Genomic DNA, 12,544 nt, shown 5'->3' with positions numbered 1-12,544 from the left:
CAAGTATTGGAGGGATTTAAAATGAATGCAATTCCATATGTAGTAGAACAAACAAAATTAGGAGAACGTTCCTATGATATATATTCAAGGTTATTAAAAGACCGCATTATTATTATCGGCTCAGAAATTAATGATCAAGTAGCGAGTAGTGTCGTAGCGCAATTATTATTTTTAGAAGCAGAAGATGCAGAAAAAGATATATTCTTATACATCAATAGCCCTGGCGGTTCAACGACAGCAGGTTTTGCAATATTAGATACGATGAATTTAATTAAACCAGATGTGCAAACGCTATGCATGGGCTTTGCGGCATCATTCGGTGCATTGTTATTATTATCAGGAGCAAAAGGAAAACGGTTTGCTCTCCCTAACAGTGAAATTATGATTCATCAGCCGCTTGGTGGTGCACAAGGGCAAGCAACAGAAATTGAAATAACTGCGAAAAGAATATTAAAGTTAAAGCATGATATTAATAAAATGATTGCAGAAAAAACGGGGCAACCGATTGAAAGAGTAGCACATGATACAGAAAGAGATTATTTTATGACTGCAGAAGAAGCGAAGGCATATGGGATTGTAGATAACGTTGTTACGAAAAAATAAGTTAAAAACAGGCTAGAGGATATGCTAACCCTCTAGCCTATTTTTATTAATCTTTTATCCATTCATCAACTAGCGCTTGATTCTTCTTAATCCATTTTCGCGCCGCTTCTTCGGGATCTTTCGTTTTATTTAACTCGACCATTAATGTACCAAGCTGTTCATCGTTCATCTTCCATTTGTCAAAGTATTTTATGATATCCGGATGGTCTTTTTCGAAACCTTTACGAACAGAGTAATAAATGTCATCTTTTTCACCATATACTTTCTTAGGGTCTTTTAAATATTTTAAGTCAAATTCTGAAAAGCCCCAATGCGGATTCCAAAGCGTAACAGCGATTGGTTTCTTTTTCGTATATGCTTTCTTTAGTTCACTCATCATCGCAGCTTCAGAGGATTGGACAAGTTTTAGTTTTATATCATATTCTTTCATTGCTTTATTCGTTAAATTCATAAGACTACTACCGGGTTCGATACCGACAATTTTATTCTCTAGTTCATCTTTATGAGCATTTAAATCTTCGATACTGTTTATGTTTTTCATATAAGAAGGGACGACTAAACCTAGTCCAGTACCTTCGTACCATTTTGATTTTAAGACAATATCATCTTTATAACGATCGTTTAGCGGTTTATCTGTAACTGGTAGCCATACTTCTAAATTCGCATCAACATCACCACGAGCGACACCAGTCCAAATTGCGGCTTTTTCTAAATACATGAGCTCAACTTTGTAGCCTTTTTCTTCTAATAAAACTTTCCACATGTTTGCGGTTGCAATATTTTCTTTCCAACTTGTTACACCAAGTTTAATTTTTCCTTTCGAATTTGCATTTGTTGCATTACATGAAGTGAAAATCATAGTAATAAATAATGCAAGGCATATAAACCAAATTTTCTTTCGCATCGAAAACCTCCTAAGTAACGTTTGCCTTATAAAATAAATGTATAAGTAAGCATTCTTATTATGAACGGAAACGAGAATTTTAAAGAAATCTTATGAATGTCATTTTTATGTAATATTTCTTTGTAAAATCGCAACACTATGTGAATAGATGGGTAGAAAAGGAGTAGTGACATGGATAATACAAAGGTGCGTGTTGAAAACGTAACAAAAGTATTCGGGAAACATCCGCAAAGGGCCCTTTCCTTATTAAAAGAAGGAAAAAGTAAATCGGAAATTTTAAAAGAGACAGGAATGAACGTTGGGGTGAAAAAAGCAACGTTTGAAGTTTACTCTGGAGAGATTTTCGTTATTATGGGTTTGTCTGGTAGCGGGAAATCTACGCTAGTTCGTATGTTAAATCAATTGATTAAACCAACTGCAGGTCATATATACATAGATGGTGAAGACATCGCAACGATGGGAAAAGAAGAGTTACGGAGAGTAAGAAGAACGAAAATGAGTATGGTATTTCAGAAATTCGCTCTATTTCCGCATCGTACAGTTATACAAAATGTTGCATATGGTTTAGAAATACAAGGAGTTCCGGTTGAAGAGCGAGAGAAAAAAGCGTTAGAATCGCTACAGTTAGTAGGACTCGATCATCATAAAGATAATTACCCAAGTCAACTTAGTGGTGGTATGCAACAGCGCGTTGGAATCGCAAGGGCACTAACGAATAATCCAGATGTATTACTAATGGACGAGTCATTCAGTGCATTAGATCCACTTATTCGAAAAGAAATGCAAGATGAATTGTTAGAGTTACAAGATAAAATGGAAAAAACGATTATATTTATTACGCATGATTTAGACGAAGCGCTTCGAATTGGAGATCGTATCGCATTAATGAAAGATGGAGAAATCGTCCAAATTGGAACACCAGAAGAAATTATGATGAGCCCCGCTAATGAATTTGTAGAAAAGTTTGTTGCGGATGTGAATTTAGGAAAAGTAATTACGGCGGAGTCTATTTTAAAACGACCAGAAACTTTATTAATTGATCGTGGACCTCGTGTAGCCCTTCAAATTATGAGGAATGCAGGTGTTTCAACTGTATATGTTGTAAACAAAAAGTATGAGTTTTTAGGTATATTAACTGCGGATGATGCGAGTAAAGCAGTACAAAAACAGTGGCCGATTGCTGATTTATTACTTAATGATATTCCGCATGTGTATTTGGATACTTTACTGGAAGAGACATATGCAAAAATGGCAGAGATGAAATATCCGTTACCAGTAATCGATGAGAAGAAAAGGCTAAGAGGAATTATTAAACGCGAAAGTGTCATTCAAGCTCTTGCAGGAAACATTGAGGAAGAGGTGAAAGACGATGAATAGTATACCGCGGATTCCATTAGGGGAATGGGTCGACTCATTTGTTGCAAGTTTATATGAGCACTTTGAAGGCTTATTCCGAGGATTCTCTTATATTATTGGCGGATTTGTTGATTTACTCACTAATTTTTTAACAATAATACCCGCCATATTGATGATTATTATCTTATGTTTCCTCATTTGGTACACAACGAGGAAATTATCTTTAGTCATTTTTACGCTTATTGGATTATTATTTATTTTGAATATTAACTACTGGGCACAAACGATGCAAACATTGGCACTCGTACTTACGTCTGTTATTATTTCAATTATTGTCGGAATTCCAATTGGTATATTAGCATCTCAAAATGAACGTTTCTCAAAATTTTTAAAACCAACATTAGATTTTATGCAAACAATGCCTGCATTCGTATACCTTATTCCAGCGATTACATTTTTCGGAGTAGGTGTAGTACCTGGAATTATTGCATCAGTAATCTTTGCAATGCCACCGACAATTCGTTTTACTGACTTAGGAATTAGACAAGTTCCAGAAGATTTAATTGAAGCAGCGAATGCGTTTGGATCCACGGCATCACAAAAACTATTTAAAGTACAATTACCACTTGCAACCGGAACGATTATGGCTGGTGTGAACCAAAGCATTATGCTTTCGTTATCGATGGTTGTAACAGCATCACTTGTAGGAGCTCCAGGACTTGGAGTTGATGTATATCGCTCTGTAACACAAGTTAATATCGGAATGGGATTTGAAGCTGGATTAGCTATCGTAGTAATCGCAATTATATTAGATCGAATTACACAAGGGTTCCATACGAAAAGAAAATAATGAATAAAAAACACACTTTTATAATACAAAGTGTGTTTTTTATTGCATCCAGATCACATACGAACGATAACAGAACCTCCAGCTGGTGCACAAACTTGGTTTTTTTGTTGTTCCATTGATTTAATTAATTGATTATTTTCCTCGATTAATGAGATTAATTTAGTTAATTGATTTTCAAGACTTGCAATACGCTGCATCATATATTGTGAATCATGATGCAATGTATTCCTTGCGGGATGAGGGGAATAAACATACTGTTGATTTATATTTGGATTCCAATGAGGATACATTTGAATCGTTCCTCCTTCAATAAATTACGAAGCTTTCTTATAGTAAATGCCTATGTATAATTAATAGTTACTTGAAAATTTTCCAATATAAAAGGAGTATGTACAGAAAATGGAAAATATTATATGTGAAGTTACAGTACATTTTTTGGAAATATTTAAGCGAGATAGTGCGTATATTAATACATTCAAGTAAATGTATGTTATTTAGGGAGAAATGGTGGGAGGAGATGTGATTTTGGCTAAAAATAAAAAAAGAAATGATGCTTTGGCAATAGGTGTCGGTATAGGGGTTGTAATTGGTGTATTTCAAGGGCACTTTACAAATAATTTAGTAATCGGAATTGTAATTGGGATTATAATTCCGATTGCGTTTTTGAAGAAATAATGAGATGTAAATTCATTTCAAAAATTGTTGTATCAAAAGAATGAAAATTCGGAATACTAAACCTGTTTTTCCTTTTTTTGTGATATTATATATGAAAAGGAAGGTGATGGATATGTCAACAAACAATCAAATAGAACAAAACTGTTTCATTTGCAAAAAACATATAGGAAATATTATAGTTCCAGGTGGAGCTATTTACGAAGATGAACTCGTTTACGTTGGACATGTCCACTGGGATAGTGAAGAAACATACCTGGGTTATGTAATGATAGATATAAAAAGACATGTACCTGGCCTTGCTGAACTAACAGATGAAGAAGCGAAAGCGTTCGGACTTATAACAAGTAGAGTAAGTAAAGCGCTAAAAGAAAGCGAAGGTGCAGAGCATATTTACACTTTTGTTTCAGGAAATGGTGTACCACATATGCATATGCACATTATTCCGCGTTATCCGAATACACCAAAAGAGTTTTGGTCACCAACCGAGATAGCGAAATGGACTGGCGCACCATATGGTGACGAAGAGAAAATAAAAAAACTATGTGAAAGAATACGAAAGTATATGGTAAATGAGTATGCATACAACAAATAATACACAATATTCATGGGTTGGAAATATAGAAATGTGTTTAGGAGAAATTTCAGTTAAACAATATGGTGATATTGTACTTGGTAAATATGGCGGGAATAAAAGTGCTGGAGCGAAAAAGAATGAAGATGGTGCATTAGTTTGGTCAAATGGTGAATGGGAATTTGCAGCTATATTAGATGGACATAATAGTGCAGAAAGTGTTGATTTAGTAGTAAATACAATCGAAAAAGAATATGAAAATATAAAAGTAATTTTGAATGAACCAATTAATACAGTGTTTCAATCTGTTGAAAATCATATACTGACAATTTTTCAGGCATCTTCATTTAAGGAAAAGTGCAAAAAAATTAAAGGTGAAACAGCTTGCTTACTATGTGTAAGGAAAGAAAATTATATATGGTGGCTTTCTATCGGTGATTGTTTAGTGTATGTATTTCATGAAGAGTTACATAAGTTAGGACAATATGCATTAAATCAACGTCATTTTTACGAATGGATTGGAAATGTAAACACATTTGATTTACCTGTTCCTTGCTATTCATCAGGTATTCGTGAATTACGTACTGGAAAGAACCGAATTGTAATGGTGACAGATGGAGTATTAGAATGCGGGGAACGCCGATATGAAATACCTGTAAATTTGTATAATGCTATGAACAGAAATGATAAAACACTTAAAGAAAATATTCACAATGTTTTAGAACACGTGCATCATCAGTTGGGACGTGATAGTGCGACTATAATTAGTTGGGACTTTGAAAATAAAGAGAATGCTACGTATCCGAGTGATCAGCCGGAGAAAATGAAAGTAAGAAAATAAAAGGATAGTTTTTTTGTCAATTAGAAAAATAACTCTATTAATTTTATGAGTACTATCTGCATTCATTTTGAAAAAATAGCAAGAAAAAAGTTATACATCCCGAAGAAAAGGATGGGAAATAGATTGTTGTTGTACAATACATAAAACATGTCTTGATAAAACTACTACTAAAGAAGTAAGCATAAAGAAAATGAAGATATTATCGAAACATTAAAAAATTATATAGTCCACTTTGTTACGAAAACATAATTAATTTAATAGGAGGGAATGCAATGGGCAACTCTACTATTTGGATTATAGTTATTAGTATGATAATTGGAGGATATTTTTTAGAAAAGTTTTTAAGGAAAAAATTAAATATGCCAAAGGGGAATGTTTGGATATATAAACATATAAATGGTTTACATGTAAAATTAGAAATAGGTCTTTTTATCATATATCTTATAGTAAGTTTTATTTATCTGTTCAAAGTAGAAAATGCTAATATAGGAATTGCTGTACTTACTTATTTTGGAGCAATTTCCTTATTACGCGTATGGATGGAATGGAAGTATAACAGAGAAACAAAGGAATATATTCTTTCTATAATTGGATTCTTTGCATTTGTTTTTATGGTTTCAATGTTACTTTATTTTGATCCTCTTTCTACATATTAATATCGTTTTGTTTTTTTATGATGAATATTTAAAAAGAGTAGCTACCATTATTTATCTTGATAGTTACTCTTTTTATTTACAACTTCCTAAAACTCCTCAAAACAAGATATTCCCACAATCTCCAAGGAAGAATCTTCTTCGCAAAGATCATAAATTTCACACCTTTACCGATTGGATATCGTAAATTTGTACGCTTAGATTCAGCAATTTCTACAATTTTATTAGCAACATCTATCGGATTACCAAATGTATCACTGCCGCTATTAATATGTTTTTGTATTTTATCCATATACTCTTTGTAAGGAGATGTTGTATCAGATTGGTTTTCAGCGAGTTGTTTCCCAACCTCCCATATGTTTGTGTTATAAGAACCTGGTTCAATTAAAGCAACATCTATTCCGAAAGGTTTTACTTCTAAGCGAAGTGATTCACTCCAGCCTTCTAATGCATATTTTGAAGATACATAAGGAGATAAACCAGGGAATCCAACTTGGCCGCTAATGCTGCTAATATTAATGATTTTTCCACTTCTTTGTTTTCTCATATACGGTAAGACAAGCTGGGTAATTGATATAGCCCCAAATAGGTTCGTTTCAAATTGTTTGAGGTATTCCTCTACTGGAATTTCTTCTACAAAGCCCCCATTTGCATATCCTGCGTTATTAACAAGAAGGTCTACTTTTTGTATTTCTTTTAAAAATAATTGGAAGTTATGTATAGAATTTTGATCGGTTACATCTAATTGTTGAACTTTTATATTTTGCTGTAAGTTGAGTTCAGTAACTTGAGATAGTAAGGTTCCTTGTTTTTCTAGGTTTCGCATTGTAGCAATGACTAAATAGTCTTTTTTCGCAAGTTCAAGCGTTGCTAATAGGCCGAATCCACTTGAAGCCCCAGTAATAATTGCAATTTTTTTATTCATTGTCGGCTCGCTTTCTTTTTCTTTTATCATAACGAGATATAAAGGTAAAAGCTATTTATTGTATAAAGATATTTGTTATAATTGAAAATAATTATCAATTGATTGTAATTTGTATATAAAAGGAGTGTGGATTTCATGAAGACTAACAGTTTTCATGATATTTTTAGTAAATATTTTCATGGGTTACAAGTTGTAGAAGAAAGATATATGTATGTGCCAAAAACAATAGGTATGGGTGAAGTGCGAAGGTGGAGCTCGTTTTCTGGAATGGAAATAGTGCTATCAAATTACCAGTTTCATAAAAACCATCGCATTCAATTTGCATCGGATGCAGCAATGGTGGAACTTAATTTTTGTTTACAAGGATCCGGGGAAGTACAAGTTGGTTACTCTACAAATAAATTAATGGCTGGGAATAGCTATTTATATTTTATGAATGACTTTGAAGTTCTATTTGAATATGAAAAAGAAACTCCACTATATTCATTAGCAATTGGAATTCCTGTACAGTTGTTTAATCATTTCATGCTAAATTGTGCTATTGAAAAAAGTCATGATTTTCATACTATAATAGGAAATCAATCTTTTAAAAAGTTTCAAACCCCCATTGATGCCCTAACATCTAATATTATTAAGAGAATGTTAGAGAATCCCCAAAAGGATCGTATTAATCAACTCGAAATAGAAAGTAAAGCGCTCGAATTGCTTTCTATATACTTTGGGAAAGTATTACTGAATGATCGTGATGCAAATAAAAGGAGCCAATTATCCAAAAAGGATTTAAATAAAATAAAACAAGCTGAAGAAATTTTACTTCAAAGAATGGAGTCACCCCCATCATTATTAGAATTGGCTAAAATAGTAGGATTAAATGATTATAAATTAAAAATTGGTTTTAAAGAATTATTTGGCACGTCCACATTTGCATATTTAAGAGAACAGCGAATGGAAAGAGCAATGCTTTTATTGCGTTCGGGAACTAGTAATGTGACCGAAACGGCAGTTGCTGTTGGATACAATAATATTAGTCATTTTTCAGAGTCATTTAAAAAGAAATATGGAATGAAACCTTCTGAAATTTTGCGTATGTATTAAAAATCCGTTATACCGTAAACTCCTCCACCATTTGGTAGTTGTATTTTGTCATAATCATTATAATTACAATCAACATCCAATTGGAAATAATTTTTTATGGAGGAATTTAAATGAAAGAGCGGAATGAAAGTCATTTTTGGATATTTGTATTAATAGGAATCTTTCTTATTATAACAACAACTGGTTTCGCCCGTATGGCATATGGAATTATACTGCCATTTATGCAGGAAGGACTTCACTTATCTACGGCTCAATCAGGTATGCTAGGAACCATACTTTTTTTAGGTTATTTATTAACTGTAGGAACATCTGGAATATTTACTATCCGTTTTGGCGCAAAATCAGTTTTATTAATAGGCAGTTGGTTCGTCGTTATAAGCTTAATGGGATTAGCGTTTGTTTCTTCATTTTGGATAGTTGCTTTTTGTATGCTATGTGCTGGAGCTGGTAGTGCTCTTGTATATACACCACTCATGTCAATAACGGTAGGGTGGTTTCCAGACAAAAGAGGAACTGTAATGGGATTGTTATTAAGCGGTGCAGGTATAGGTATGCTATTTAGTGGAATAATTGTTCCTTATGTAGTGCGCACATTTCCTGAGTATAGTTGGCGTGGTGCATGGTTTTTGTTTGGAGTTATTACATGTATCATTGTATTTGCCGCTTCAGTTGTTTTGAAAAATCCAGAAGTTACTGAAGATGAGCAAAAAATGAGTAATAAATCGTTTTTATGGAAAACGAAAGAACTATATATCATTGCATGGATGTATTTTATTGTTGGTGTTGTATATTTAATTCCAAATTTATATCAAACTAGTTTTATGATTGATAGTGGTATCTCAGCATCAATTTCGGGGACTGTTTATGCAATTGCTGGCATCTTTTCAATCGTAGGAGCATCTGTCTGGGGATTTATTTCGGATCGAATTGGTATAAAGAAGAGTTTATGTAGTGCGCTTTTATTAGCTATTATAGGTGATATGGCTCCAATTATATTTGGAAATATAACTGGTTTTATCGTGTCGGCAATTATTTGGGGTTCTAGCCTCGGAGGTATACTATTATTAATTCAAGTTGCAGCTTCAAAGCAAGTATCTCCGAAATATGTCTCAATGGCAATTAGTTTTATATCTGTTTTCTATGCAGTTGGGCAAATGATTGGACCTGGAATTGCGGGCTGGGTTATTGGGAGAAGTGGTTATGCATTAGCTTATGTATTAGGTGCTTTCGGTTTCTTTATGTGCATATGTATGGGGTTATGCTTAAAAAGAGGAAATCTTACAAACTCAGCGTATTTAGAGAAGTGAGTATTGTCATGAAATGAATCTTTTTAACAGGAGGGAAGAAAAATGGTCCATGTGAAAGATGTATTAGCAGATCAGTTATTAGCAAATGCGAATGATCCCAGTTGGTATATGCCATTTTCAGATGCAGTTAAGGATTTATCTGAGAGGGAAGCTTTCTGGAAACCGAATGAAGAGTGTAATAGTATAGCTGAAATTGTACAACATTTACTGTATTGGAACTCAACGTGGCAAACTAGGTATAAAGAATCAAATGTGAATGCAGTACCCGCTATTGGAGATAATAACAAAAGTTTTATGCTTTCAGATAATCAAACTTTCGATGAATTACGGGAAAAACTACTAGAAAAACTGTTACAATGGCAAAATCTTATAAATGAAGAAAAGGTTGAAAGTGATGTAGTAGGATTTCCTGTTTCTGCAAAGTGGTGGGAAGTGTTAGCGAATGTAACAACTCATAATGCATATCATATTGGCCAAATTATTTACATCCGAAAATTACAGCGGAGCTTTGATAATGAATAAAATAATAGTTCTCAAATTAGGTGAACAAAAGTGGACAAAACGAGACAGATGTCTCATTTTGTCCACTTTTTTATTATGAAAGAAAAGAGAAAACCTATTAAATCAAGGATTAGAATTTGGCACGGTACTTGCAATATAAAAGATGATCAAGAAAATAGGAGGGATGGACATGTTAAAAACAACTGAAAGTAAAGGGAATGAAATTACGAAAGAACAAGCTCGTTGGATGTATGAAAAAATGTTAGAGATTCGTAAGTTTGAAGATAAGGTACATGAATTGTTCGCGCAAGGCGTTTTGCCAGGTTTCGTTCATTTATACGCAGGTGAAGAAGCGGTAGCAGTTGGTGTATGTGCCCACTTAACGGATAGTGACAGTATTACAAGTACACATAGAGGTCATGGACATTGTATCGCAAAAGGTTGTGATTTAAATGGTATGATGGCTGAACTTTTCGGGAAAGCGACAGGATTATGTAAAGGTAAAGGCGGTTCCATGCATATTGCGGATTTAGATAAAGGAATGCTTGGTGCTAATGGCATTGTAGGCGGGGGTTTCCCACTTGCTTGCGGTTCAGCATTGACAGCTAAATATAAAGGAACAAAAGATGTAAGTGTTTGTTTCTTCGGTGACGGAGCAAATAATGAAGGAACATTCCATGAAGGGGTTAATTTAGCGGCGATTTGGAAGTTACCAGTTATTTTTATTGCAGAAAATAACGGTTACGGTGAAGCAACTACATTTGAATATGCTTCAAGTTGTGATTCTATTGCGGATCGTGCAAAAGCTTATAATATTCCAGGCGTTCAAGTAGATGGAAAAGATCTTCTAGCTGTATATAAAGCTGCTGCAGAAGCAGTGGAACGTGCGCGTAATGGTGATGGTCCAACAATTATTGAATGTATGACATATCGTAATTACGGTCATTTTGAAGGTGAAGCGCAAACATATAAAATATCAGAAGAAAAAGAAGAACATTTAAATGAAAAAGATGCGATTGTGAATTTCCGTAAGCATTTAATTCATGAAGATTTATTAACGGAATCTGAACTTGTTGATATGGAAAAAGCAGTAGATGATGCAGTACAAAGATCCATTGAATTTAGTGAAAATAGTCCATACCCAGACGATGAAGAATTATTAAAAGATGTATACGTTTCTTACAAATAAGAGGAGGGTGAAAAAATATGACTAGAACAGTAAGTATGTCAACTGCAATTAATGAAGCAATGAAAATCTCAATGCGTCGTGATGAAAATGTAATTTTAATAGGTGAAGACGTTGCAGGCGGTGCACAAGTTGATCATCTGCAAGATGATGAAGCTTGGGGTGGTGTTCTTGGTGTTACGAAAGGACTTGTACAAGAGTTTGGCCGAAATCGTATATTGGATACACCAATTTCTGAAGCGGGTTATATGGGAGCTGCGATGGCAGCTGCTGCAACTGGGTTACGTCCGATAGCTGAATTAATGTTTAATGATTTTATTGGTAGTTGTCTTGATCAAGTATTAAACCAAGGTGCAAAATTCCGCTATATGTTTGGTGGTAAAGCGAAAGTGCCAGTTACGGTACGTACGATGCACGGTGCAGGTTTTAGCGCAGCTGCACAACATTCACAAAGTTTGTATGCCTTATTTACGAGCATTCCAGGTATAAAAGTTGTCGTTCCTTCTACTCCATATGACGCAAAAGGCTTATTATTAGCGGCAATTGAAGATGACGACCCGGTAGTCTTCTTTGAAGATAAAACACTTTACAATATGAAAGGTGAAGTGCCGGAAGGGTATTATACAATTTCTTTAGGAAAAGCAGATATTAAACGAGAAGGTTCTGATGTAACAATTGTCGCAATCGGAAAACAAGTTCATACAGCACTTGCAGCTGCAAAGCAATTATCGAAAAAGGGGCTTGAAGTAGAAGTAATTGATCCACGATCTTTATCACCGCTTGATGAAGATACTATTTTATCATCTGTTGAAAAAACAAATCGTCTTATCGTTATTGACGAAGCGAATCCAAGATGTAGTATCGCAACAGATATTGCGGCAATTGTAGCGGATAAAGGTTTTGATTTGTTAGATGCACCTATTAAACGAATTACAGCACCACATACACCTGTTCCGTTCTCACCACCACTTGAAAAGTTGTATTTGCCAACGCCAGAAAAAGTAATTGAAACTGTATCAGAAATGATTGGAGACCAATCTTTATTACATGTGTAATAAAACGATGAGAAGGGAGAGA

Annotated in this window: 15 protein-coding genes; 12 read left to right on the top strand and 3 right to left on the bottom strand. The window is 34.1% G+C overall.

Translation table 11 applies throughout. The features are described from left to right. The first annotated feature begins 21 nt into the window (after nt 1–21). Nucleotides 22–603, top strand: a complete 582-nt coding sequence (clpP, locus tag DN407_RS13585; protein WP_000991611.1) for an ATP-dependent Clp endopeptidase proteolytic subunit ClpP — start codon at nt 22–24, stop codon at nt 601–603. Nucleotides 604–649: 46 nt separating this feature from the next. Here the strand turns inward: clpP and DN407_RS13580 are convergent, their stop codons facing one another. Continuing rightward, nucleotides 650–1,507, bottom strand: coding sequence for a glycine betaine ABC transporter substrate-binding protein (locus tag DN407_RS13580; protein ID WP_001227619.1), 858 nt, complete (start codon nt 1,505–1,507; stop codon nt 650–652). Between the two features lie 171 nt (nt 1,508–1,678). On the opposite strand from DN407_RS13580, the gene DN407_RS13575 reads away from it, so the two are divergent. Next, on the top strand, nt 1,679–2,884 hold the full coding sequence (locus DN407_RS13575) for a quaternary amine ABC transporter ATP-binding protein (RefSeq protein WP_000370606.1): 1,206 nt from the start codon (nt 1,679–1,681) through the stop codon (nt 2,882–2,884). Then, nucleotides 2,877–3,713 carry an ABC transporter permease gene (locus DN407_RS13570; protein WP_001084760.1) on the top strand — a complete coding sequence of 279 codons (837 nt, stop codon included), beginning with the start codon at nt 2,877–2,879 and terminating at the stop codon, nt 3,711–3,713. The genes DN407_RS13575 and DN407_RS13570 overlap by 8 nt, the downstream gene beginning before the upstream one ends. A 53-nt stretch (nt 3,714–3,766) precedes the next feature. Here DN407_RS13570 and DN407_RS13565 read toward each other — a convergent pair whose 3' ends face one another. Then, on the bottom strand, nt 3,767–4,003 hold the full coding sequence (locus tag DN407_RS13565; RefSeq protein WP_000283222.1) for a hypothetical protein: 237 nt from the start codon (nt 4,001–4,003) through the stop codon (nt 3,767–3,769). 217 nt (nt 4,004–4,220) lie between these two features. On the opposite strand from DN407_RS13565, the gene DN407_RS13560 reads away from it, so the two are divergent. From DN407_RS13560 to DN407_RS13545, 4 genes are all read left to right on the top strand, one after another. Beyond that, complete coding sequence (locus DN407_RS13560) at nt 4,221–4,388, top strand: glycine zipper domain-containing protein (RefSeq protein WP_179955803.1); 168 nt, start codon at nt 4,221–4,223, stop codon at nt 4,386–4,388. A 91-nt stretch (nt 4,389–4,479) separates the two neighbouring features. Then, nucleotides 4,480–4,980 carry an HIT family protein gene (locus tag DN407_RS13555; RefSeq protein ID WP_002005170.1) on the top strand — a complete coding sequence of 167 codons (501 nt, stop codon included), beginning with the start codon at nt 4,480–4,482 and terminating at the stop codon, nt 4,978–4,980. After that, the gene (locus DN407_RS13550; RefSeq protein ID WP_149216370.1) at nt 4,964–5,800 is read left to right on the top strand and encodes a PP2C family serine/threonine-protein phosphatase; all 837 of its coding nucleotides are present in this window, start codon (nt 4,964–4,966) and stop codon (nt 5,798–5,800) included. The genes DN407_RS13555 and DN407_RS13550 overlap by 17 nt, the downstream gene beginning before the upstream one ends. A 272-nt stretch (nt 5,801–6,072) precedes the next feature. Next, nucleotides 6,073–6,456 (top strand): DUF4181 domain-containing protein, encoded by a 384-nt coding sequence (locus DN407_RS13545; protein WP_000528450.1) that lies wholly within the window; start codon nt 6,073–6,075, stop codon nt 6,454–6,456. Between the two features lie 76 nt (nt 6,457–6,532). On the opposite strand, the gene DN407_RS13540 is transcribed toward DN407_RS13545, so the two are convergent. Then, nucleotides 6,533–7,378: an oxidoreductase gene (locus tag DN407_RS13540; protein ID WP_218954579.1), complete on the bottom strand. Its 846-nt coding sequence runs from the start codon at nt 7,376–7,378 to the stop codon at nt 6,533–6,535. Nucleotides 7,379–7,513: 135 nt separating this feature from the next. Here DN407_RS13540 and DN407_RS13535 point away from each other — a divergent pair, with 135 nt between their 5' ends. From DN407_RS13535 to acoB, 5 genes are all read left to right on the top strand, one after another. Continuing rightward, nucleotides 7,514–8,473 (top strand): helix-turn-helix transcriptional regulator, encoded by a 960-nt coding sequence (locus tag DN407_RS13535; protein ID WP_000856359.1) that lies wholly within the window; start codon nt 7,514–7,516, stop codon nt 8,471–8,473. 110 nt (nt 8,474–8,583) lie between these two features. Continuing rightward, nucleotides 8,584–9,780, top strand: a complete 1,197-nt coding sequence (locus DN407_RS13530; RefSeq protein ID WP_000664567.1) for an MFS transporter — start codon at nt 8,584–8,586, stop codon at nt 9,778–9,780. Nucleotides 9,781–9,822: 42 nt separating this feature from the next. Beyond that, nucleotides 9,823–10,302 (top strand): DinB family protein, encoded by a 480-nt coding sequence (locus tag DN407_RS13525; RefSeq protein WP_098279887.1) that lies wholly within the window; start codon nt 9,823–9,825, stop codon nt 10,300–10,302. A gap of 169 nt (nt 10,303–10,471) precedes the next feature. Next, the gene (gene acoA, locus DN407_RS13520; RefSeq protein WP_098022667.1) at nt 10,472–11,470 is read left to right on the top strand and encodes an acetoin:2,6-dichlorophenolindophenol oxidoreductase subunit alpha; all 999 of its coding nucleotides are present in this window, start codon (nt 10,472–10,474) and stop codon (nt 11,468–11,470) included. 17 nt (nt 11,471–11,487) lie between these two features. Next, a complete protein-coding gene (gene acoB / locus DN407_RS13515) occupies nt 11,488–12,522 on the top strand; it encodes an acetoin:2,6-dichlorophenolindophenol oxidoreductase subunit beta (protein ID WP_098279886.1) in 1,035 nt (344 codons plus the stop codon). Nucleotides 12,523–12,544 lie beyond the last annotated feature (22 nt).

It is taken from the genome of Bacillus sp. JAS24-2, assembly GCF_008274905.1.
In the GTDB taxonomy this organism is placed as follows: Bacteria; Bacillota; Bacilli; order Bacillales; family Bacillaceae_G; genus Bacillus_A; species Bacillus_A cereus.
This window is presented reverse-complemented; position numbering and strand designations above follow the sequence as displayed.